This is a genomic window from Dictyobacter aurantiacus (genome assembly GCF_003967515.1).
GTDB classification, from domain to species: domain Bacteria; phylum Chloroflexota; class Ktedonobacteria; order Ktedonobacterales; family Ktedonobacteraceae; genus Dictyobacter; species Dictyobacter aurantiacus.
Genome location: NZ_BIFQ01000001.1, coordinates 5,183,266 through 5,205,453 on the forward strand (window position 1 = coordinate 5,183,266; position 22,188 = coordinate 5,205,453).

The window sequence follows — 22,188 nt, forward strand, 5'->3', positions numbered from 1 at the left end:
TGATGGTACCAACAATAATTATCAGGTCAAACATGCGATCCTCCTTATAAATATGGTATCATCCTCATCCGTTTATGACACGCGATTGCGCGCCGCGTCGTGACATCTGCCAGAATCTGCTGTAGGTCAATCGCGGCATGCTATCTATTATCCCTCACTTTGTTGGGGTGCGTAGACGGCGCAAAATTCTGTTTATTGTGCGCAAGAACATGGGCGCCTGTTCTTTATTTCTAAGGTATCTTTATGCCATGAGAAAGGTGGAGAACTCAAATATCTTCCTTTCTCTCGCCATATGTCTATGGAAGCAGGCGTAAGGAAGCAGCCTTGCTCTCCATGGGCAGTCATCGTCAGGATAGCTTGAAAGAAGAGAACCACCATGTCTGAGAAAAAAATAGCCATAGTAACTGGCGCTTCATCGGGAATCGGCCTTGAATTGACCAATACTTTACTTGCCCGTGGATATCAGGTTGTCGCCAACTCGCGCAGGATTAGCAGCGCGGGCACCCTGATCGCTTCTGATCATCTTGCTCTCGTTGATGGCGATATCGCCGAGCAAGAAATCGCGCAAAAAGTGGTGCGGACAGCTGTCGCGCGCTTTGGCAGGATTGATCTGCTGGTGAATAATGCCGGAATCTTTATCCCGAAACCCTTTACTGACTATACCGTCCAGGATTTCAATAGTTTGATCCGTACGAACCTGCTTGGTTTCTTGTTTGTGACGCAGTATGCCGTTGGGCAGATGCAAAAACAGCATGCGGGGCACATTGTAAACATTACAACCACGCTGGTCGATCAGCCTGTGGCCGGCGTTCCGGCATCCCTTCCTCTTATCACCAAGGGTGGCTTAAACGCGGCGACAAAAGCACTGACCATGGAGTATGCGGGCGAAGGTATTCGCGTCAACGCTGTTGCGCCGGGTAACATTGAGACCCCTATGCACCTCAACGATGATCATGACTTCCTGCGCAACATGCATCCGATCGCCCGTATGGGGCAGTCATCGGAGGTCGTAGATGCTATTATGTATCTGGATGCGGCAACCTTTGTAACTGGAGAAGTCATACACGTTGATGGAGGTGCACATGCCGGCAAATGGTGATCGAACCGGGTCGGGTAAGTATCGCGAGAGGCTGGATGCGCTTGGCATCCAGCTTCCAGCGCCCCCGACCCCCCTGGGAAACTATGTGGAGACATCGCTGGTTGGGACCCTGCTCATCACCAGTGGCATCCTTCCCTTCGTCGATGGGAAGCTCATGTATACAGGCCGGCTGGGGAATGACCTGACCGTGGAACAGGGACAGGAGGCGGCCCGGTGCGCGGCACTGAAGGCTCTGGCGGTGGCCAGCCATTTCCTGGGCGACCTGGATCGGATTCAGAAAGTGGTACGCGTCGGCGTAACCCTGATGACGAGCGAGACATTTACGCAGCATGCGGCTGTGGCCGACGGCGCCTCGGATCTGTTCGCGCAGATCTTTGGGAAGCAGCCAGGGCATACCCGTCTCGTGACCGGGGCCTATAGCCTGCCCGTGCGCACCCCGCTGGTGCTGGACGCGATCTTTGAAGTTGTTGCGTAGGTTCGGCCCTTGCGGCCGATTTTTCCTCGCCGCACGAAAACGTCCCCCGTAGGTTCGGCCCTTGCGGCCGATTTCCCGTTGGCGTACGTCCATGTCCCTTACGCATGTAACGTTCGCCCGCTTTCCCTTCACGTTTGAAAACGGAGCATTTCGTACGCGGAGAGGAAATCGGCCGCAAGGGCCGAACCTACGGAAGCATTTTCATTGTTCTTGTTGCCTTTTTTTCTCTTTGCAAATATATGAATGATACCCTCGTTCGCCTTCTGACCAGACAGCGAGCCACAAGTATGTTATATTGGTATCAGTGTATGCCGAAGGGACTTATTCATTACGGTGTGTGGCATAGCGCGTGTTTTCTCCGAGCCGGCCGAAAGGAGCTGGACCATGGAATCGTTGTCTGTGAAGGATGATTCTTTGGAAAGAACATTTGATGTTCCGCCTGAGCATATTATTCAATCGAGCAGCGGCAAGGGCTGGAATGCGCTTGATATTGCTGAAGTCATCCATCCACATGATGATTTTGTCCTGCCCGCTATCCCGCGTCATGTCCTCGTTGTCAATCTTGGTTCTCCTTCTCAGATCCGCGAACAGTATGTTGGGCGCCAGGGACTTCTCAAGACCGGCAACCTGGTCATCATGCCTGCGGGCGCGCCGTCAAACTGGCACCTGGAGCGAGAGGAGGAAGTACGTCATCTGCATCTCTACCTCTCTCCCACACTCATCCAGAATATCGCCGCTTCGGCGGACGTCAACCCTGATCGTGTAGAGCTTATTGATACCATTGGTGTTTTCGATCCGCAGATTGAGTCTATCGCGCTCTCGTTACTCGCGGAGCTGCGCTCAGAGGGCCTGGGTGGCAAGCTCTATGTGGAGTCTCTGGCCACCATGCTCGGTATCCAACTCCTCAGGCATCACTCTTCGCTGCAACAGCCCTCGCTCGCAACGTCTGCCCATCTGGCCAGAACGACGCTCAGACCCGCTATCAACTATATCGAAGAGCACCTGGCTGAGGATCTCTCGCTGTCAGATATCGCGGCGGTTGTGCATCTGAGCCCCTACCACTTCGCCCGCCTCTTCAAGGAGTCTACCGGCCTGCCACCCCACCGCTATGTCATCCAGCGCCGAATTGAACGCGCCAAACTGCTGATGACCACCACAAACTGGTCTTTTACCACCATTGCCCACGCGGTCGGCTTCTCCAATGAAAGCCACCTGGCGCTGCACTTTAAGCGCCTCACCGGCCTCGCTCCCCGCACCTACCGCTAAGCGCGCAAGAATGTGTCGCTTTCCCGCAAGAATATATGCGCCTACCCTGCCCCGCTCATGTTATCGTAGTAAGTGTCGGGCTATCACGATCATGTCCCCCCGTAGGCGGCATAGGATTGCGATCTGACTGACACGCAAGATGCACGAAAAGCAGCAATCCGGCCTTGTGCATGCCGCCCTGTTGGCGTACGAAATGCCGCCCTGTTGGCGTGCGAAATGTTGCATGTGCATGGTCATCTGGCCGCTCTCATCGTTTTTTAGGAGCAGAATCGTACGTGAACGGGGGCGGCATGCACAAGGCCGGATTGCTGCTTTTTTGAAGAAGGAAGGGAATCGAAAAGACCGCAATCCTATGCCGCCTACAGGGAACGTTTTCGTGACGAGGGACGTGCATCTACTCCGCTGGGGCTTTTCGTGTTTCTTTGCGCCTGCTCTCAAGCGGCGCTCACCTGCCCCCAGCGTGACGAATTCTGACACATTAACATTAAAGGAGTGGAGTATATGCTTCATACAGCACAGGAGGCGCGATAAGACATGCTAATAGAACAACAGGCCGCGCCTGCCCCTACAGAGAATAGAGGCCTGCATGCCCCTGGCTTGATCGCCATCTGTTTCGGCTTCTTCATGGTTATTCTCGATACTTCGGTCGTCAACGTGGCGCTGCCAGCTATGCAGCACGATCTGCATGGCTCGCTTGAGGGATTGCAGTGGGTGGTCAATGGCTATACCCTGACCTTTGCCAGCTTGTTGCTCAGCGCGGGCACGTTTGGGGATCGGCTGGGGCATAAGCGCGCGTTCCTTATAGGATATGGGTTGTTTACCGGCGCATCGCTACTCTGTAGCCTGGCGCCCTCGCTCAATATGTTGATCGCTGCGCGCGTGCTGCAAGGTGTGGGGCCCGCGCTCCTGGTTCCAGGCTCCCTTTCCTTGATTACCCACGGTTTTCAGCATCCCGCCCAGCGGGCCAGAGCCGTTGGCATCTGGGCTGGCAGCTCGGGCATCGGTCTGGCGGGAGGCCCTGTCATAGGCGGAATGCTGATTGAAGCGCTGGGGTGGCGCAGCATATTCCTGTTGAACGTGCCTCTCGGCCTGCTCGCCCTCGTCCTTACCATGCGTTTTGTCGGCGAGACGCCGCGTACGACCGTGCGCAAGCGTGACCTGTGGGGACAGCTATGCGTAATCGTCGCGCTTGGCACGCTGACGTACGCGCTGATCGAGGGCCGGGGCCAGGGATGGCTCTCTACGCAGATCATCAGTATGTTTCTGCTGTGTATAGGCGCGACGAGCCTCTTCCTGCTCATCGAAATGAGGCACAGTACGCCGATGCTCCCTTTGCGCCTCTTCTCATCGGCGGCCTTTAGTATGCCCATCCTGATCGGCAGTGTTCTCAACTTCGGCCTGTACGGGGTCCTGTTTGTCCTTTCGCTGTTCTTTCAAGATATCTATCATTATCCGGCCGTGCTGGCGGGGATAGCGTTGCTGCCCATCACCGTTGCTACCGGGCTGACAGCCCTGATCTCTGGAAGGATCACCGCGCGACTGGGCACGCGCCGACCAATGATCGCGGGACTGGCGGCGAGCTGTCTTGGCACGCTCCTGCTCCTGTGGGGCCAGAGCGACAATGCCATCCTGTTGCTGGCAGGTGGAGAGATCGCCATCGGTCTTGGCTGTGGCATGACGGTCCCAGCCATGACAACGGCCATCCTGAATGCTGTTCCCAGCAGCCAGGTGGGTATCGCTTCCGCGCTGTTGAACGCGAGCCGCCAGGTGGGTGGCGTGCTCGGTGTGGCCATCGTGGGCTCGCTGCTCGGCTCTTTAAACGAACGGAGCGCGTTTCTGGCTGGCATGCATAGCGCGCTCCTGCTTGTCGCGCTCCTGTTCCTGCTGGGTAGCGTACTAACCTCAACTACACTACTCTCTAAGAGTAAGTAATAGAGATTGACCTGTTGTTGTTTGCTGACTTATCATCAATTGAAGAGGAGAAGTTTACCATGAAAAATCCTGTGTCGTATCGTACCATCCAGATTGATGGCCTGTCCATTTTCTATCGCGAGGCCGGGCCGCAAGACGCCCCGATCCTGCTTTTGCTGCATGGGTTGCCATCATCTTCGCGCATGTTTGAGCCGCTTTTGTCGCGCCTGGCCGATCGCTACCACCTGATCGCTCCCGACTATCCAGGCTTCGGCCATAGCGATTGGCCCGATCACACGCAGTTCGCCTACACCTTCGACAACATCACGAGCGTGATGGAGCATTTTACGGAAGCATTGGGCCTGGAGAAGTACACCCTCTATATGCAGGACTATGGCGGACCGGTTGGCTTTCGCATGGCGCTTGCTCATCCCGAGCGCGTGCAGGCACTTATCGTCCAGGATGCCGTGGCGCACGATACCGGCCTGGGTGAAAACTGGGCCACCCGCCGCGCCTTCTGGGCTGACCGTGTAGCGCATGAAGCTGCCCTGCGCACAAATCTACTCTCGCTCGCAACCACGCGCACCCGGCACGTGGGGAACGATCCCCAGCCTGAGCGCTACGATCCTGATCTATGGACCGATGAGTTCCGCTTCTTGAACCAGCCCGGCCAGGCCGACATCCAGAGCGATCTCTTTTACGATTACCAGTCGAACGTCGCGTCCTACCAGCAATGGCAGGAGTGGATGCGTAAAACGCAGCCTCGCCTGCTCGTTATCTGGGGCAAGTACGAACTCTCGTTTGACGCCTCCGAACCCGAATCATACCGCCGCGACGTACCCCAGGCCGAAATCCACATCGTCGATGGCGGCCACTTCGCGCTCGACACGGCAGCCGACGAAATCGCCCAACTGGTGGACGGTTTCCTCGTCGCTTCGGGCCTATGATCTTTCCTATGCCCCTGCACAGGTGTCCGCTGCGCGGCCGCACCGGTGCAACAATATACAAAGAACTCTTGAGCACCGCAGGTGCGAAAGCTCACATGTCCATGGTATATTGGTGCAGCAGGGGCGTGGATGCGCCACTGCTGCACCAATATATAAAAAAAGTGCGGCCGCTAGCGGACGCGAGTGCGGGGGCACTCATGTGCCCCCAACGTGACGAGGATCAAACACACTCTAAATATCATGCGCCCAAACGGGTCGGGAACTTTTTGGGACTCCAGATCGTCTCCTGTGGTAAGTACAACTAAAGCAGGAGTTTTAGAGGAGTTACAAAAAATGGTATCCAGATGGCAACGTTCCTTTCAACGCAGTGGCTGGAGCACGAGGAGATGGGTAGCAACCCTGCTCTTTTGTGTGCTGATGGTGGCGGCCCTGGCCGCGTGTGGCGCTGATTCTACTTCTACGACGGCGCAGGGTGCTCAGAGCCCGACGCCAACCCCGACCAGCACCTCGATGAAAACGCTACAAGCACGCAAATGCGGTAGCATCCAGACGAATCCACGTGGTCTTCCTGTGGATTCGGCCAGGGCGAAACAGTCCGCTACGTGCTTCTGGCAGGCGTATCAGAAGTGCCAGCCAGCGATGCTGGAGTTCGATCACACATCCGTTGATGCGCTGGCCATCCACACGTTCAATATCCGTACCAGCGACCAGCATTGCTCCGTTACCGATGACGTGCAGCACTCGGTTCTGCCCGCCAAACCCGTGGGGAGCAAAACGTATACCTGTACCGCCGTCAGCTCAAAGCCGGATGGCCTCCACTTCTCCGCATGCGGCGATGCGGGCGACGTCACCGTGCCAATGTAGGCCTATAAATAACTAAGCAGGTACAAAACGCAGGCAGGATGGGCTAATCGCCCCTCCTGCCTGCGTTTTGGGGATATTCCCCGTTGGCGTCAACGTAAGGGGTGTAAAATCCTCCCAGCCGGGATTGTTGTATGCTCCCATAGGCGTCAACGTAAGCAGAATGCCACCCCCTGCCCTCCCAAAGCGGGAGGTGCAGGAGGGCGACCAGCCCTCCTGCCGGGGTTTGGGCGAGCATGCTGGGAGCATGATCAAGTCCCCAAAATCTCTTTTTCTCTTTTTTTCGCCGCCGCAGGTGGCGCGAGAGGGAAAAGGTAAGGTGGAGACTTGAGCATGCTCGCCCCCACCAAAGATCATTCATAAGCTATAGAGAACGAAAAAAAGGGATCGCCACCATTGGCGATCCCTTCGTATACTGTACGGACGATGTACAGACAGTAGGATTAGTATGACAGAACGCATCCACCAGTGTTGTTATTGAATGCATTGCTCCACAGCGACTGAACGGGGAAGGTGCCGGTGCTCAGGCTGATGTTGGCTGAAGCGCCCTGGCCAGAGCTGATCCAGGCGCATTTGTCGCCGTTCTCACTGCCGCCGCTGTCAACCCAACCAGTGCTGGGATAGATGTCGGTCTCGGTTTCAGCGAACTCGTGACCACCAACGATGGTGATGCCGTCGGTCAGACCCGCGCTACCAGAGTTGACGAAGTTGGCGCCACAGCTCGAACCCGCGTCCGTGATGTAGGGCATGTTGGTATAGGCAATGTTGCCATAGCTTGAGCTCGTCGAACTGTGCCAGGCGCAGTACCGGGTGCCGAAACCGCTGGCATTATTTTTCGTGGCGGTATTGATCACATACTGAACCGTGGTATTCGAAGACGCGCTCGTGTTGCCGAAGTGCGCCGCAGCATTGACCGCTTCGCTGGCCAGCTGTGACTGCGAGGGTTTGGAAGGCGCCGCAGACGAATTGTCGTACCAGACACCCGCCAGCACACCGGTGGGGTTGGTGGCATGCGTGCCGGAAGTACCGCAGGTAATCGTGCCGGTGGCGACACCCTGACAGTACTGGGTTACCGAGTTGTTCCAACTGGAACCACCGACGCCATTGAAGAATTTCTGCTGGATAGCCGCTTCGCCAGATGGATCATTGTTGTTCCACTGTGATCCCCAGTAGATCAAATAGACTTTGTCCGCCCCGGTTTCGACACCGTAACCACCTGTACCACCATGGTAGCTCAGGTTGCTTGTCGTCGTGCTGGCGCAGTTGTGGCAGGAAGGCTTTACCTTCATGCTGTGGATGGAGTGAAGGACATCGCCTGAAGTTGCAGCACTGGCTGAGCCGAAAGAGCTCATGAGGCCGCTCATCGCAGCGAATGCCAAAGCCAACGTCATCGCAACGATAAAATAGGATCGTTTCATTGTTGGGCTCTCCTCTTAGGAAAAATAAAGTTGAGCGAAGGTATATTTACTCCTACTGTTTGTAAATATATTTACAAGTATAAATATGTTCATTCGCCCGGAATTTATAGTCTTTTCTTCTGAATTGAATTTTTAGAAAGACTCAGCAGAAGCATTTTTGACGCTCAAAAGTGAAAAAAGAAGCACCCCACTGCTTGCATTTGGGGCGTCTTATACCAATAGTCTTCTCTAAGTCTTATGTAAATTATTATTGCGATCCTATCACTTATCGTATTTTCCATCTGCTATATATGAGCCTGGCCGCTATTTTTCTCTTATGGATAAATTGCCTGCCAATCAAAAAGTGGCGAGTTAGCCGTTTAGTATATCAATTAACAATGGCTAATTTTTATAATCTTCTCTATCTATATAATGTTCAACATATTAGTTGAATGTTAAGAATGCTTATGGTATTCTTGCTATGAGATTTTTGATGTATCCGCATACTTCGATTTATGGGAGAGCGCGGATGCAAAGAATGAAGGAGGGTTAAACTTGCGTAAATGCTTTTTTGCGTGTCTAATCGTGATCCTGCTCATTCTGCTTATCCCTGCATCAACCCTGGCGCAGCCGCGTGTCTCAGGCTCTGGTGTGGGGAACATTCCGCAGGGGACGCAGACCAACGCGACCTATGCCAGGAGTGTCACGACGCATAACGTGACCAATGTATTTGCGACGACCCAGCAGACCAGCTGCTATACACCGGAAGTGCCATACGGGGTGAGCGATGGCCCCAATGATGGCTACAGCGGCGAAACGGCCTGCAACGGTGCCTCGACCACGGGAGAGGATCAGGGTCCCTATCCTACCCAGGCTGGTAGCAATCCAGGCTATCCCGCTTCAACCTCTATGCTGGTCAAAGGTCACGCGGAATCCGATATGCGCGTCGATCCGACCAATCCCAGGCACCTGATTGGTTCCTCCAAATGGTTTGTCAGCCCGGAGGGGTACAACCATCTGCTGGGCTTCTACGAGTCATTTGATGGCGGCACGACCTGGAGCGTCCAGGGGCACATCCCCGGCTATGAGGGTTGGACCGACAATACCGATCCGATCGGGGCCTTCGATGGCTTTGGCAACTACTATTCGTTCGTGCTGGGCTATCAATTCTTCTATAATAAGGATGGCTCGCATAACTTTACGGTCGGAAGCAGCCAGGAGCCTAACCCGGTTGTGGCTGCTGAAGTTGTCAGCGTTAGCGTCCATCCACATGGCGCGACGCGTGCCACCAGCTGGATTACGACGCACAATGCTCATCCCGATTACATCGCGACCTACGATAGCGTGGGCGGTGAGCCGGATAAGCAGTGGATCGCCATCGATACCAATAAGCTGCTGCCCAATGGCTCGCCCAATCCCAACTACAATATGATCTACGCCATGTGGACGCTCTTCGATGGTGGCTCAAGCAAGCCGTATGTCTCGACCGCCAGGGCGTTGTCGGATGGGACCCATACCGATTGGTCCGCGCCGCAGGTGCTGCCGACCCTTAGCAGTTCGGCGAGCGATACCTATTTGTTGCCACACGTAGACCCCTCCGGAGCCATCTATACCACCGTGACTAATTTTCCCGCGCAGCATTCCTACTGTTGCGCGACTATTGCGGTCGATAAATCGACGGATGGTGGCAAGACCTGGCAGGCACCTCAGGTGGTCGTGCAGAACGTGCAGCTTCCTCCGGGAAACTATGCGAATACGACCTTTCGTGATGGAATCGAGGATACCTTTGCCGTGGGTAACCAGCTGTCGGCTCAGGGCTCCTATCCGCTCTACGTGGCCTGGGAGGACTACAGCGCCGGGGTAGTCAATACCATTCTGTCGGCCTCCTACGATGGTGGCGCTACCTGGAGCGCGCCGATTCAGGTCAACGATAACGCGTCTCCGGTGGACGAGTTCCAGCCCAACCTGACGGTGGCCGCCGATGGGACCGTGAGCGTCGCCTTCTATGATCGTCGCCTCGCCTGTCCTACCGCGGGCACGTCGGAAGCCACTGGCGCGGGCCTCGCCCTTGACCAGAGCAATCCCAATTATGGCGGTAGTCTGCCGCCGTATGGCGCCAGCAATTATTGCATCAACGCCAGTGTACAGTTCTACAATGCCGCCCTGTCGCCATTGGGGAACAATATCCGGCTGACTCAGCATAGCTGGGATCCTCAGTTGAACGCGCCACATCCAGAGGGTGCCTCTAGCTCCGCTACGTTCATCGGTGATTACTTCGGCAATACGACCAGCGGCACGATCAACATATCGAGCTTTGTCAGTACGTACGATGACGGTACCAATCCTGCCCACCGTCAGCAGCAGGTTGTTGCTACCATCGCCATCCCCTGAGTCCACCCCGCTTGACTTTTTGCCTTTGCCGCAGGCGACTCTAGCCCGCTCTAGCAGTCGCCTGCGGCTCAAATCCTCTGCACCACATGCTCCAACTGATGCTTTCGCAGGCACACTACCAGCAAAACTCAAACGGACCGGGCGTGTCGGAGAACCAGAACCAAAACGCTATCCGGTTGGGGAGAAAGACTCCGAACAAGGCATGTAGCGTCGCGCCGAGATTATGTTGAGGGGGCATTTGGATCAAGACGGGCCAGTGCCTATGTAGAATGGCATTTGACGGCTGGGAACATTCTGTGCTACTCTTTAAATACTAAATATCTTTTCAAACAGCCAACAACAAGGATCGTGACGCAGCCATGATGAAACCACTTCACCTCTCCCTGATCTGCCTCATACACGTCCTTGCCCACTCTGTCGGTGTGTTCGCGCCGCATGCGGCGCGAATCGAGGAGTAAGCGGAGAGTCAAGCTCTCCCCATTGTTACCCCTGTCGGGGTCTATCCCCCTCTTTTTCGCACTGCACCCCCTCTTGAGACACGCTTGAATCGATCTCGCATCTCAACGCGGATGCCGCGTGTGAAAGGATTCCCATGTTTCCTCGCTTTTCCAAACGCCTGCTATCCGGGCCAAAGCTCGCACTGCTCATCAATCGCAACTATACCTTGTTGTGGCTTGGTGGCGCGATCTCGCTGATTGGCGATACGCTGTTCACAATGACACTCATCTTATGGGTCGGTACGCTGCTACAGAACCAGAGTGCGGCTCCCCTTGCTGTCAGCGGCGTGGCGCTGGCCGCCGCGCTCCCCGCTCTCCTGATCGGACCATTCGCTGGTGTGTTTGTGGACCGCTGGCCCAAACTACGGACGATGCGCCTCATGGATGCGCTGCGGGCCGTGCTGGTGTGCTCCCTTTTGCCAATTAGCGAACCGCTCCCGCTGCCACTGGCTGTCAAGCTCACCATTATTTATCTCGTTGTGGCAGCCGTCAGTGCTCTGAGTCAGTTCTTCACTCCGGCGACCAAGGCGATCCTCAAAGAGGTGGTCCCGGAAGAGCAGCTGACCCGCGCTTCGGCACTGATCGTCGGGGCCGTCACGTTCGGCTGGGCACTCGGGCCTTCTTGTGCCGGCATCTTCTACGTCTCCCTGGGAGCCGGGTGGGCGATTGCCTTGAATGTGGCCTCGTTTGCCTGTTCCTGGGTGTTGATCGGGCGCATGCGCGTATCTGCGGCAGAAAGTCGCGCGTCAGCCCAACCCACATCACTGTGGCACGTCTTGACTGAACTGCGTGAGGGATTACGATTCATCCAGGGCCAGCTCCAGCTCCGCACCATTCTGCTTACTCAGAGCTTGTTTTCCTTTGGATGGGGCATTGTGAGCGTCATGGCTTTCTTCTACATCACCCAGAATATTCATGTGCCCATGAGCCTGTTTGGCCTCCTCAGCGCTGCGCCACCAGTTGGGGGCATCCTGGGGGCCTTGCTCGTTGGTCGTGCGGCGGCCAAAGTCGGAGCGACCAGCGTCTATGCTCGCGCCTTCCTCTTTGCTGGGGTGATGATCGTCGTCTCAACCGTCCCGAATCAGGTGATCATCGATCTGGTGGGTTTCACGCTTATTGGCATCGCCACGATGCAGGCTGAGGCGCTGGTTGGATCCCTGGTTCTCTTTGCCACGCCAGAGCAGATGGTGGGCCGCGTCTTCTCCACGCTGGGAACCGTCACGGCCCTGAGTTCCTTGCTCGCCACGTTCCTCAGCGGGTATTTGAGCAGTACGCTGCTGCAAGGGGTCGTCATCCATCTGCCCACAGGCGAATTGAACGCGACCAACCTGCTTCTTATCGGGGCTGGGGTTCTCATCTTTGCGGGGGGACTGCACGCCTCTCGCCAGTTTAGAAAACGTCAATAGCGTCACCACATGGATAAGGAAGGTGGGCCAGCATCCATGCACATTGTGAAGCATATCTTGGCAGTAGATCTTGTAACACAAAGGCGCCCGACCCACGCGTCATCCTCACCCCAGCTAATTTGAGAAAATTGGTGCGGGGTGAGGGGCTTTTCCACGGACGCTCCTCACAAGCCGACTCAGACTTCCACCTGATGTCGCTTTGTGAAGGGTATCGTGCTCGATTTTGCCACAATATGCTGCAAAGTCACCAGCGGTTAATACGGAGGTTGCGCCCGCTCGCCTTGACATAGGCCCGAATCTGTTTATACTTAAAAACAGACCAATCGGTCTGGTATTTTTTTGACTGGTAAAACAGACCGAGCGGTCTGTTCTTTGTGACCATGTTGATTGAAAAGAATAGGTATTGCTTGCATATAAGGAGCCACTCTATGTCGCAAACCTTCTCGCTACTCTGCGCCCAGGATGCCATCCCGCGCAAGAGGACATTGGAGACCACAACGGCGACGCTCTTCTTGCAGGATTTTTGTGCCGCGCCCTTCGTGGAGTCGCTCAGGCCGGACGCAGGCCTGCGCGCCTTCACGCATCGTCCAGAGCTCGAATACCAGCTGCTGGGGAAGATCAGCCAGCGCGCGGACAGCCTGCTGTCTCTGGCCTATACCAGGCATGGCGTAATTGTGGGACAGGTGACCCTGACGCCAGCGGAAGACTACTGGCAAGGGCTCAACAATACCTATGAGATTGCCATCGAGGTGAGCTCCGGCTGGCGCAAGCTGGGCATCGCGCTGCAATTGCTCAAGCTGGTCTTTGAGCTGCGTTGCCTGGACGAGCTGATCATCATCGGCATGGGACTGAGCTGGCACTGGGATACTGATGGCCTCGGGCTGACGCGCTTCGCTTACCGCGCCGTGATCGAACGGCTCTTCGCGCGCTACGGCTTCACCGAATATCTCACCGCCGAACAGAATATCCGCATGGACCCGGCTAATATCTTTCTGGCGCGCATCGGCCGCCACGTCGCCGCCGCCAACCTGAACCAGTTCTATAATCGGCTCCTGCAATCTGATACCCTGCTCGGCATGTGATTCACCGCTGTTGATGGGACCCTGACCCTGTCTATCATTTGACATTTTCCGTCCCGCTCTGCTACAGTGCTTTCAGACCGGGCAGTCTGAAACAAGGAGTCCATATGGGTAAAGGTGAACAAACGCGAGCGATGATCCTGGCGCAGGTCGCTCCCCTTTTCAATCAACAGGGGTATGCTGGCTCGTCCCTCTCCGACATTATGCGGCAGACGGGCCTGGAGAAGGGTGGCATCTACAATCATTTCCAGAGCAAGGAGCAACTCGCCCTGCAGGCCTTTGACTATTCTTTTGCCCTCCTCGATCAGCGTATCCGCGCGGTGCTGGCCGACAAGAGGCACGCCCTTGAGCGTCTCTCTGCCCTGCTCATCTACTTCCAGGATCTGGCGGACGACCCGCCCATCCCCGGCGGCTGTCCCATCCTCAACACCGCCATCGAGTCGGACGACGCCGAGCCGGCCCTGCGCGATCGCGCGCGCACCGCCATGGACCAGCTACGCTCCACCTTCCGACGCATCATTTCCAAAGGCATCGAGCGTGGAGAGCTGCGCCCCGGCATCGATGTTGAGACCTGGACCAGCACGATGATCGCCGCCCTTGAGGGCGCGGTTATGCTGAGCCGCCTCTACCAGGACACGTCGCACATGAGCCGCACCGTCGCCTATCTGCGCCACTGTATCGAGCGCGACCTGGCCTGAGATTCATTCGCGCGAAATTTTCTTATGTTTGTGTCAACGAGCAAGCAATGATGGGAAGGAAAAGAAAGAGCGATGGACGATAGGAAACAAACCGGTTCGCAGATTGTGTTGGTGACGGGCGCCAGCCATGGCATCGGCCTGGAGGTGTGTCGCCAGCTGGCGGGGGCAGGCATGACGGTAATCCTCACTGCCCGTGATGTCGCTAAGGCCAGCGCCGCGGCCCAACCTCTAATTGAAGAGGGACGAGATGTGCGGCCCTATGCCCTCGATGTCGCGCAGGATGAGAGCGTGCGCGCCCTGGCTAGCGTCCTGGAGCAAGAATTCGGACGATTGGATGCGCTCGTCAACAATGCCGCCGCCTATGTCGATTGGACAGAGAAGGCGACGACTGCCGATCTGCAGGCCGCCCACGCGGTTTTAGAAACGAACCTGTTCGGGGCGTGGCGTACTACACAGATATTGTTGCCCCTTATCCGCAAGAGCCAGCATGGCAGGATCGTCAATGTGTCGAGTGGAGCGGGGTCCCATGGGGATCAGCAATTTGGTCTGACAACCAATCGGGGAGCGGTGGCGAGCTATGGCATCTCCAAGGCTGCGCTGAACGCGCTTACCTCAAAGTTCGCGGCGGAACTGGAAGGCACGGGCATCCTCGTTAATGCGGTCTGCCCCGGCCTGACGGCGACCGCACCTGGCATGGAGGCGATGGGTGCGGCTCCGGTTGAGAAGGGAGCATCCAGCGTCGTGTGGGCGGTACAGCTGCCTGACGACGGTCCAACGGGTGGCTTCTTCCGCTATGGAAATCCCTTGCCCTGGTAACGACCATGGCGAGGAGAGCGAGGCATGAATCAGGGCATTGGGTAGGAATTCAAAAAAACAAGGGCGGTTCCTGTCCCTCTTTCATAGTACACTGAGAACAGATGAAACGTTGAAGGCATACATACATGAAAGAGGAGTATAGGATGACTATGCAGATGAAGCTCGAACTGGTTATGGTGCCCGTGACAGATGTTGACCGCGCCAAAGCTTTTTACGTCGAGAAGATCGGCTTTCACGCCGACCATGACCACCGGGTCAACGAGCAGCTGCGCTTCGTGCAATTGACCCCTCCCGGTTCGGCCTGCTCGATCGCCTTCGGTGAGGGGATTACCACCATGCAGCCAGGGTCGCTGCAGGGCAATCTGCTGGTGGTCGAGGATGTGCGGGCTGTGCGCGCGGAACTGGTGGCGCGGGGCGTGGATATCAGCGAGATCGATGTGCAGGCCTGGGGGCATTTCGCCCACTTCAGCGATCCCGATGGCAATCGCTGGTCATTCCAGCAGATTGTGTAGGTTCGGCTCTTGCGGCCAATTGCCCCTCCAGGTACGACAATGTTCCCATAGGTTCGGCCCTCGCGGCCGATTTTTCTCCACCAGAAGAGACACGAAAACGCCGGAACGGGCCCGTTCCGGCGTTTTCGTGTCTCTTCTGGCTACAGCGCTACGCCAAACCCACGCAGGACCATCTCCAGGGCGATGATGACGAGGATGGGCAGGAAGATCATGCGTACCGTTTTGTTCTGCAGGCGCGCCAGCACTTTGGCGCCGACCAGCGCCCCGACCAGGATTCCCAGGGCGACCGGCGCGGCAATGACGGGCCGGATATCACCACGCGAGAAGTAGATGCCCGCGCTGGCCGCCGCGGTGACCCCGATCATGAAGTTTGAGGTCGTGGTGGAGACCTTCATCGGCAGGCGCATCAAGGTGTCCATGGCCAGCACCTTAAAGCTGCCGCTGCCAATGCCCAGCAGACCAGAGATCAGGCCCGCCACATACATCATGCCAAATCCATAGGGCGTGTGCGTCACTTCGTAGCTTACCTCGCCCAGATGCTGGTCTGGATAGCTGCCGTTCAGGCTGAGCAGGTTCGCCCAGTGATCATTCTTGATGCCCTGCGGCAGCTCCTCGGCCAGCTTAAAGACCAGCGGCGCGGCGGAGATGAGCAGCACGATCCCGAAGACGATATAAAGCAGAGTGGGATTGATGAGCCCGGCGATAAAGGCTCCGCAGACCGCGCCAACGGTGGTGGCGATCTCCAGAAACATGCCGACGCGCATATTGGTCATGCGATCATGCACGTACGCGGCGGCCGCTCCACTGGAAGTGGCGATGACCGAGATGATGCTGGCCCCGATCGCGTACTCGATTGGGAAGCCAAAGGCCAGGGTCAACAGGGGCACAATCAGGACGCCGCCCCCTAATCCGACCAGGGCTCCCAGCAGTCCGGCGATGATGGAACTGGCAAAGATCAGCGCAATGCCGATCACAGACGGCGCCGGGGTGGCCGGTGGCGGCGTAGATGGTCCCCCGGTGACAAAGATAAAGCTGACCAGCAGGATGGCGAAGACCATGCAGGTAATGATGACATACCTCAGGTCATGCTCAAGCGCGAAGGCCAGAATAGATACGATCACACGTACAACCGGTGTGGCGATCAACAGCAGCAGTCCTAAGACAATAATGGACTGGGGATGAAAGCCCTGCAGTCCCGTCCAGAGCTCGCTGAGGCTGTGTGGAAAAATATCTGTGCGCGACCCGCTCAGGGCGCCCGGACTGCTGATGAGCAGTAAAAAGCCGATCAGAACCAGTGCTGAACTGATGATGACGCCTCCCTGCAGTACCCAGCCAATAATCGAGCTCATCATATGGTCGTCCTGACGGACGTCGGACCGATTCATATCCCTCTCCTGGATTAGGCCATATTTTTTTTCCATGCGTATATGTTGTCCCCTTTCGTGATGCTTCCCTTCTACTTTTGCCAGGGCTAATGAATATTGTTCTATAGATATGTTACAATGGAATAGCTATTCCTGCAATTCATGTTTTTAATGATTACCATAAAAATGTGGAATGATTGTAGCTATATAAAGCCCGGGCGATGGAGAACATTCGATTGGTAGGAGATGTACAATTTAAAAGAGAGTTAAATATAAAAGTCTTCTACATATTATGCAGGAGGAAGGGAGTGCGGTGTGTTGATCGGGAGCCGTTATGTTCCTACGCTGGTCAAGGATGATCCTGGAACGGAGATGGCTGTTGAAGAAGCTACCCATTCCCAGAAAAGCAAGCTACCCATTAGCGAACATCTCGCCAATGAACGAACTTTTCTGGCCTGGGTCCGTACCGCACTGGCTGTAATCTCCTTTGGGGTGATGGTGGCGCGCATTGGTGGCCGCTTCGAGAGACACGATCCCCACTCCATGCCTCACTTCTCTTTTTCTTTGCTCCTGGGCGTCAGCTTCACCCTGCTGGGTGTGGTGCTTATGCTGGTGGCTCTGCGCAACTTCCTGTATGTGCGCTCATCGATTGAGCGGGCCTCTTTTCATCCTTACCGCGATTTCGCCATGCTCCTGACGGCTATGATCGCCTTCATCGCCATCGTCCTCACCATCTTTCTACTTACCTTTTAAAACGGAAAATTTACAACATGGGCAAAGATCTTGTTCCTAGGTGAAAATGCTTCTATAATTGGTAATATATTGATGGGCCGTAAAGTTGAAGAGATGCAGGCACAGTTGACCGCCGCGTTGAATAGGAGATGAGTGAACGCCGAGAGCGTATAAGGGAGAAATCGATGGCAACGGAGAAAGTCGCCTTCGCCAAAGAAAAAGAAACGATGCTCCTGACCCTCTATCCTCGGGCCTTGCAGAGCCAGTGGCAGAATCCCATTCTGCGCGACCCCTGGGCGGAAGAGGCTATTCAGCATATTGATTACGATTTCAACAAGCTTTACAAGAAACGGCTCTACCGGCTGATGCTCAATGTCGGATGCACGGTCGTAGCCACGCGCGCCAGTACCTTCGATCTGCTGACGAGCCGTTACCTGGCGGATCATCCTGACGCGGTGGTGCTGCACCTGGGCTGTGGCATGGATAGCCGCGCCTTGCGCGTTGATCCGCCGGCCAGCGTCGAGTGGTACGATGTAGACTATCCCGATGTGATCGATCTGCGCCGCCAGCTGTATCCGCAGCGGCCCGCCGTTCGCCTGATCAGCTCGCCCCTGGATAACCTGGGCTGGCTGGACGAGGTGCCGGGGGATCGCCCTGTCATGATGGTCGCTGAAGGAGTTTTACCCTATCTGTCCGAAGATATGGTAAAGGCGCTCCTGCATGCCATCACCCGGCATTTCCCCACGGGGCAGCTGGTATTCGACGCCATGCCCTCCCTGTTTGTGAAGAGTAAAAGCGGTTCCAATGTGGGAGACACGGGCGCGACCTTCCGCTGGGCCCTCGATGATCCCCAGGACATCAAGCAGCTTGAGCCGCGCCTTGAGCTGGCCAAAGAATTCAGAACGCGTGAACTGAACGGGTTCTCCCGCTTCCCCTTATGGATACGTGCGCTCCAGCGAGCGATGGAGCTCAACCCCTCGCTACGCAGGATGGACCGTATCCTTGTCTACCGATTTTAACTGTTCCATCTCCTTTGGGCCGCTCTCCAGGCGAAAAACGCTAAGCTGGCGTCAGTTCCAGGTTGTAATACCTGGGCATATGGCCCATTCAGCGTATGGGCCATATGTTTAAACACCTCTATCCAGGCTATGCTGTATAGACGTGCACGTAGTCAATGAGCATTGGAATACCAGAAGCGGTGGCACCTGTTGGATTGCCGGGCCAGCTCCCACCCATGGCAACGTCCAGGATGATAAAGAAGCTGTGGTCAACGGCGTTCGCCCAGGTGGTCGCATCCATACCGGGGTTGTTGGAGGCAACGTGCCAGAACTCGACACCATCCAGATACCAGCGGATCTGCTCAGGTGAGGTGCTGCGGTCAACCTCTACTCGATAGGTGTGAAAGCTGGCCTGGCAGGTCGTGCCGGAACAGGGTGTATTACCACCCAGGCCGTTGGTTTCGTTACAGGGGCCACCAGGGTTGACGCCACAGTGGAGCGTGCCATACTCTGTGTTGGTCCCGTTGACGTTTTCCATGCCGTCTATTTCACCAACGCCGGGCCAGTTATTATAATTGCCACGGAAGGCTGAGCCCAGCATCCAGAAGGCAGGCCAGTAGCCTTGAGCCGCGCGACCGGTAACATTGGGCATCTGAATCGATGCCTCAACGGCCATCTGACCCCCTGCTGGTGCCGAGAAGGATGAGTTCTGCGTCTCTATACGACCGGATGTCCAGTGTCCAGTTTTGTCACGGATCGGCTTGATTGCCAGATGACCAGCGCCATCGAGATACACATTTGAGATGCTGTTGGTCATTGTCTCAACCTCACCGGTTCCCCAGTTGGCTGCTCCACCTGGATAACTGGTTCCGGTATCATAGAGCCAGTTCGTCGAACTGGGAGCCGTATTTGCCGAACCACTGAAATCGTCGCCCCAGACAAGATTCCAGGTGGCTGCGTGTGCCTCTGGCCCGCGATTGAGGAAGGTGAAACTTACTATTGCCAGGATAAGCGCGGTTGTGAGAATAAGTGAGGAATTATATAAGGGCCGTAATGATAGTCTAGTGGTTGGTTGGTGAGCAGCGTCTGCCCCTCTCTTCATCGAGTACATAGGTTTTGTGATCCTTTCAAACTCTGAAAGTACAAAAGTTATCAATAAGCCGGTATTGCTTGTTCGCTGATCGGTTTTTCTCACCTCCTTAAAGATTTTTTTATACGAAAGGAACAACATGGTAAGCCGATGTGCATGCTAACCAGATAGGGATGACTGCGCGCAAAGAGCTGTAGCGATCATAGCGGGGCAGTCATAGTGTTCTTGCACAACGCCTATAACGCGCAGACCGTGTATCGGAGGACCGGGTGGATTGAGGCGAAGGGCACATGAGGCTGCGGCTTGTGAAGCCCGTGTCTGCTGAAAGATATTCTGGGCCGTGAGCTTTCCCTGCATATGTTTCTATACCCCTGCAACGAAAGAATAGAATGCAAGATGTGCTTCATGCACATTCATTCCGTTTCGTATGATTAAAATTTACCTGAGAAACCGGTTTCTGTCAAGGGAAAGCGGTTTCTGCGCAGAATGGATCGCATCCTTGTCTACCGATTTTAACTCAGGCCGGGGCAAGCCCGCACGTACTGGGGTCTTTGCTCTTTTCATGTTATAATACCGGAAGGGGGTTTTCTCGTGAATGAAAAAGAGAGCCCCTGCCGGTGCGATGTCAGGGAAGAAGCCAGAATGGTGCTCGCACCCTCATCCACCTCTATTGTTGGAATAAAAGGAGTCCAAATGCATGGATAGCAGAAAGGGATTTCATCTCCTCTTTCGCAGGCTGCTCCTTGCTCTCGTGTTGAGCATCGCGGCCGCTTCCGCCCTCTTTTCGTCCTCCGCCCCCACCCACGCGGCCACCTCGTCTTCCTGGCCGCTGGTCGGTCCCGGCGCCAGCGGCGAAAATGTTTTTTCCATCCAGTTGATGCTGCAGGCCCGTGGCTACTCGTTGTCCGTCGATGGTGCTGATGGACCGCAGACGAGCGGGGCCGTCGCCTCCTTCCAGTCCGCGCAAGGTCTGAGCGCCGATGGGGTGGTGGGGCCGCAGACGTGGCCGGTCCTGATCGTGACGACCAGCCTGGGGAGCAGCGGACCGGCGGTGACGGCGCTGCAGCGCCAGCTGAACGCGCATGGTGCCTCGCTGACGGTGGATGGCAGCTTTGGCCCGGCCACCGAGACGGCGGTCAAGAACCTGCAGAGCAGCCATGGTCTTACTGTGGATGGCATCGCGGGACCACAGACCTGGAATGCCGCCCTGGTCGGGGTGAGTGGTGCGCAGGCATATAGCTGGCCCGATGTCGGTCAGGGAGCCTCGGGTGAAAATGTCTTTTCCATCCAACTGATGCTGCAGGCCCGTGGCTATTCGCTGTCCGCTGATGGCAGCTTCGGCACGCAGACGACCTCGACCGTGAAGTCCTTCCAGTCCGCCCACGGTCTGTCGGCCGATGGGGTGGTGGGGCCGCAGACGTGGCCGGTCCTGATCGTGACGACCAGCTCAGGAAGTAGTGGAGCGGCGGTGACGGCGCTGCAGCGCCAGCTGAACGCGCATGGCGCCTCGCTGACGGTGGATGGTAGCTTCGGCCCGGCCACCGAGACGGCCGTGAAGAACTATCAGAGCGGCCACGGAATCAGTGTGGATGGCATTGCCGGACAGCAAACGTGGAGCAGCCTGGTCAGCACGGCCGGTTCGCCACCACCACCACCTCCGCCTCCGCCACCCCCCGGCCAGGTCCTGTGGGGCGTCGATACCACCAGCACGATCAACTCGTCGTTCCTCAGCGTCGTTGGCAACAACTATGGCACCCCACAGTTTATCGGGCGCTACATCGACGCCATCTCGTTCTCGCCGATCTCGTCCTCTGAAGCCTCGTATATCCATAGCCAGGGCATCCATATCCTGCCTATCCTCTCGGACTTCGGTGGGGACACCGGCTACAGCAAGGGCGTTTCGCGCGCCAATGATGCGCTGTCGAAGGCCAGCTCGTTGGGTATCCCCAAAGGCACCATCCTGGTAGTCGATATCGAGTCCAACTCGTCTATAGACTCGGGCTATATCCAGGGCTGGAACGACACCATCGCCGGGGCTGGCTATGTCGTTGGCTATTATGAGAATCCGCTCCCCGGCAGCAGTGGATTTAACAGCGCCTTCTGTTCGGCCATCGGCAGCGACTCGGCGGTCGCCGGCGCGACCCTGTATGCCAGTGAGCCCTCACCCGGCCGCACTCCAGAGTCCAGCGCGCCCGCCTTCGGACCCACCGGACTGCTCTGCAACGGCCAGAATCTCGGCGGCCATACCAGCATCTGGCAGTATGGTCTGCAGGGTAGCGGCTCCGTCAATATCGACACCGACGAGCTTCAGTCCTCGGTCCCACTCTGGTAATCACTAACTGACTGTAGAATTATGAGTCATCCCGGATTTTTGAAAAATCCGAAAATGGATTTCGCGCTCCCAATGCGGGAGGTGCAGGAGGGCGGCGAGCCCTCCTGCCGGGGGGCGGGGTGTCCTTACAGGTATAGGTTTTTTGGAGCGGGGTCCAGGGGCCGCAGCCCCTGGCGGGGTTTCAGGGGTGTCCCCTGATTTCCTCTCTCCTTGTGCCGCCGTCAGGCGGCACAAGCGCGCTCAAAGGGCAAGGCCCTTGAAAACCTATACTTGAAAGGACACCCCGCCCCCCGGCAGGGAGTTTAGCATGCCCCCGG

Annotated in this window: 18 protein-coding genes and 2 pseudogenes; 15 read left to right on the forward strand and 5 right to left on the reverse strand. The window is 56.4% G+C overall.

Translation table 11 applies throughout. The annotated features are described in order from the left end of the window. Window positions 1-376 precede the first annotated feature (376 nt). From KTT_RS20790 to KTT_RS20815, 6 genes are all read left to right on the forward strand, one after another. The gene (locus tag KTT_RS20790; protein WP_126597818.1) at window positions 377-1,099 is read left to right on the forward strand and encodes an SDR family NAD(P)-dependent oxidoreductase; all 723 of its coding nucleotides are present in this window, start codon (window positions 377-379) and stop codon (window positions 1,097-1,099) included. Then, entirely contained in the window at window positions 1,083-1,574 is a 492-nt protein-coding gene (locus KTT_RS20795) for a RidA family protein (protein ID WP_126597821.1), read from the forward strand. The genes KTT_RS20790 and KTT_RS20795 overlap by 17 nt, the downstream gene beginning before the upstream one ends. Before the next feature lie 384 nt (window positions 1,575-1,958). Next, window positions 1,959-2,840, forward strand: coding sequence for a helix-turn-helix domain-containing protein (locus KTT_RS20800; protein WP_126597823.1), 882 nt, complete (start codon window positions 1,959-1,961; stop codon window positions 2,838-2,840). A 534-nt stretch (window positions 2,841-3,374) separates the two neighbouring features. Continuing rightward, window positions 3,375-4,772: an MFS transporter gene (locus tag KTT_RS20805; protein WP_126597825.1), complete on the forward strand. Its 1,398-nt coding sequence runs from the start codon at window positions 3,375-3,377 to the stop codon at window positions 4,770-4,772. A 59-nt stretch (window positions 4,773-4,831) separates the two neighbouring features. After that, window positions 4,832-5,698: an alpha/beta fold hydrolase gene (locus KTT_RS20810; protein WP_126597827.1), complete on the forward strand. Its 867-nt coding sequence runs from the start codon at window positions 4,832-4,834 to the stop codon at window positions 5,696-5,698. 333 nt (window positions 5,699-6,031) lie between these two features. Further along, window positions 6,032-6,562, forward strand: a complete 531-nt coding sequence (locus KTT_RS20815) for a hypothetical protein (protein ID WP_126597829.1) — start codon at window positions 6,032-6,034, stop codon at window positions 6,560-6,562. Window positions 6,563-6,574: 12 nt separating this feature from the next. On the opposite strand, the gene KTT_RS20820 is transcribed toward KTT_RS20815, so the two are convergent. Both KTT_RS20820 and KTT_RS20825 read right to left on the reverse strand, forming a co-directional pair. After that, window positions 6,575-6,808, reverse strand: coding sequence for a hypothetical protein (locus KTT_RS20820; protein WP_126597831.1), 234 nt, complete (start codon window positions 6,806-6,808; stop codon window positions 6,575-6,577). A gap of 194 nt (window positions 6,809-7,002) precedes the next feature. Beyond that, window positions 7,003-7,977: a hypothetical protein gene (locus KTT_RS20825; protein ID WP_126597833.1), complete on the reverse strand. Its 975-nt coding sequence runs from the start codon at window positions 7,975-7,977 to the stop codon at window positions 7,003-7,005. A gap of 534 nt (window positions 7,978-8,511) precedes the next feature. Here KTT_RS20825 and KTT_RS20830 point away from each other — a divergent pair. The 6 genes from KTT_RS20830 to KTT_RS20855 all read left to right on the forward strand — a co-directional run bounded on the left by KTT_RS20830 (window position 8,512) and on the right by KTT_RS20855 (window position 15,355). Then, window positions 8,512-10,347: a sialidase family protein gene (locus KTT_RS20830; protein WP_126597835.1), complete on the forward strand. Its 1,836-nt coding sequence runs from the start codon at window positions 8,512-8,514 to the stop codon at window positions 10,345-10,347. A gap of 592 nt (window positions 10,348-10,939) precedes the next feature. After that, window positions 10,940-12,250, forward strand: coding sequence for an MFS transporter (locus tag KTT_RS20835; RefSeq protein ID WP_126597837.1), 1,311 nt, complete (start codon window positions 10,940-10,942; stop codon window positions 12,248-12,250). A 428-nt stretch (window positions 12,251-12,678) separates the two neighbouring features. After that, window positions 12,679-13,332, forward strand: coding sequence for a GNAT family N-acetyltransferase (locus KTT_RS20840; protein WP_126597839.1), 654 nt, complete (start codon window positions 12,679-12,681; stop codon window positions 13,330-13,332). A 104-nt stretch (window positions 13,333-13,436) separates the two neighbouring features. Next, a complete protein-coding gene (locus KTT_RS20845; RefSeq protein WP_126597841.1) occupies window positions 13,437-14,027 on the forward strand; it encodes a TetR family transcriptional regulator C-terminal domain-containing protein in 591 nt (196 codons plus the stop codon). Between the two features lie 72 nt (window positions 14,028-14,099). Then, the gene (locus KTT_RS20850) at window positions 14,100-14,843 is read left to right on the forward strand and encodes an SDR family NAD(P)-dependent oxidoreductase (protein WP_126597843.1); all 744 of its coding nucleotides are present in this window, start codon (window positions 14,100-14,102) and stop codon (window positions 14,841-14,843) included. 149 nt (window positions 14,844-14,992) lie between these two features. Continuing rightward, the gene (locus KTT_RS20855; protein WP_126599784.1) at window positions 14,993-15,355 is read left to right on the forward strand and encodes a glyoxalase superfamily protein; all 363 of its coding nucleotides are present in this window, start codon (window positions 14,993-14,995) and stop codon (window positions 15,353-15,355) included. A 140-nt stretch (window positions 15,356-15,495) separates the two neighbouring features. Here KTT_RS20855 and KTT_RS20860 read toward each other — a convergent pair whose 3' ends face one another. Both KTT_RS20860 and KTT_RS37725 read right to left on the reverse strand, forming a co-directional pair. Next, window positions 15,496-16,329: a sulfite exporter TauE/SafE family protein gene (locus KTT_RS20860; RefSeq protein ID WP_371864902.1), complete on the reverse strand. Its 834-nt coding sequence runs from the start codon at window positions 16,327-16,329 to the stop codon at window positions 15,496-15,498. Window positions 16,330-16,392: 63 nt separating this feature from the next. Continuing rightward, window positions 16,393-16,776 (reverse strand): annotated as a pseudogene (locus KTT_RS37725) (DUF1634 domain-containing protein); the annotation flags it as partial. 258 nt (window positions 16,777-17,034) lie between these two features. Here KTT_RS37725 and KTT_RS20865 point away from each other — a divergent pair. Together KTT_RS20865 and KTT_RS20870 are read left to right on the forward strand one after the other, a co-directional pair. After that, the gene (locus KTT_RS20865; RefSeq protein WP_126597845.1) at window positions 17,035-17,472 is read left to right on the forward strand and encodes a YidH family protein; all 438 of its coding nucleotides are present in this window, start codon (window positions 17,035-17,037) and stop codon (window positions 17,470-17,472) included. A gap of 164 nt (window positions 17,473-17,636) precedes the next feature. Next, a complete protein-coding gene (locus KTT_RS20870) occupies window positions 17,637-18,470 on the forward strand; it encodes a class I SAM-dependent methyltransferase (protein ID WP_126597847.1) in 834 nt (277 codons plus the stop codon). 130 nt (window positions 18,471-18,600) lie between these two features. Here KTT_RS20870 and KTT_RS20875 read toward each other — a convergent pair. Next, window positions 18,601-19,551: pseudogene (locus KTT_RS20875) on the reverse strand (glycoside hydrolase family 16 protein); the annotation flags it as partial. A gap of 685 nt (window positions 19,552-20,236) precedes the next feature. Here KTT_RS20875 and KTT_RS20880 point away from each other — a divergent pair. Further along, window positions 20,237-21,871, forward strand: coding sequence for a peptidoglycan-binding protein (locus KTT_RS20880; protein WP_126597849.1), 1,635 nt, complete (start codon window positions 20,237-20,239; stop codon window positions 21,869-21,871). Window positions 21,872-22,188: the final 317 nt, after the last annotated feature.

Excerpts from the sequence above, each read along its gene's own strand:
- KTT_RS20835 (WP_126597837.1), top strand. The coding sequence starts at position 10,940 with ATGTTTCCTCGCTTTTCCAAACGCCTGCTATCCGGGCCAAAGCTCGCA.
- KTT_RS20825 (WP_126597833.1), bottom strand. The coding sequence starts at position 7,977 with ATGAAACGATCCTATTTTATCGTTGCGATGACGTTGGCTTTGGCATTC.
- KTT_RS20820 (WP_126597831.1), bottom strand. The coding sequence starts at position 6,808 with ATGCTCCCAGCATGCTCGCCCAAACCCCGGCAGGAGGGCTGGTCGCCC.
- KTT_RS20880 (WP_126597849.1), top strand. The coding sequence starts at position 20,237 with ATGGATAGCAGAAAGGGATTTCATCTCCTCTTTCGCAGGCTGCTCCTT.
- KTT_RS20790 (WP_126597818.1), top strand. The coding sequence starts at position 377 with ATGTCTGAGAAAAAAATAGCCATAGTAACTGGCGCTTCATCGGGAATC.
- KTT_RS20870 (WP_126597847.1), top strand. The coding sequence starts at position 17,637 with ATGGCAACGGAGAAAGTCGCCTTCGCCAAAGAAAAAGAAACGATGCTC.
- KTT_RS20810 (WP_126597827.1), top strand. The coding sequence starts at position 4,832 with ATGAAAAATCCTGTGTCGTATCGTACCATCCAGATTGATGGCCTGTCC.
- KTT_RS20815 (WP_126597829.1), top strand. The coding sequence starts at position 6,032 with ATGGTATCCAGATGGCAACGTTCCTTTCAACGCAGTGGCTGGAGCACG.
- KTT_RS20840 (WP_126597839.1), top strand. The coding sequence starts at position 12,679 with ATGTCGCAAACCTTCTCGCTACTCTGCGCCCAGGATGCCATCCCGCGC.
- KTT_RS20855 (WP_126599784.1), top strand. The coding sequence starts at position 14,993 with ATGCAGATGAAGCTCGAACTGGTTATGGTGCCCGTGACAGATGTTGAC.
- KTT_RS20845 (WP_126597841.1), top strand. The coding sequence starts at position 13,437 with ATGGGTAAAGGTGAACAAACGCGAGCGATGATCCTGGCGCAGGTCGCT.
- KTT_RS20850 (WP_126597843.1), top strand. The coding sequence starts at position 14,100 with ATGGACGATAGGAAACAAACCGGTTCGCAGATTGTGTTGGTGACGGGC.
- KTT_RS20800 (WP_126597823.1), top strand. The coding sequence starts at position 1,959 with ATGGAATCGTTGTCTGTGAAGGATGATTCTTTGGAAAGAACATTTGAT.
- KTT_RS20795 (WP_126597821.1), top strand. The coding sequence starts at position 1,083 with ATGCCGGCAAATGGTGATCGAACCGGGTCGGGTAAGTATCGCGAGAGG.
- KTT_RS20805 (WP_126597825.1), top strand. The coding sequence starts at position 3,375 with ATGCTAATAGAACAACAGGCCGCGCCTGCCCCTACAGAGAATAGAGGC.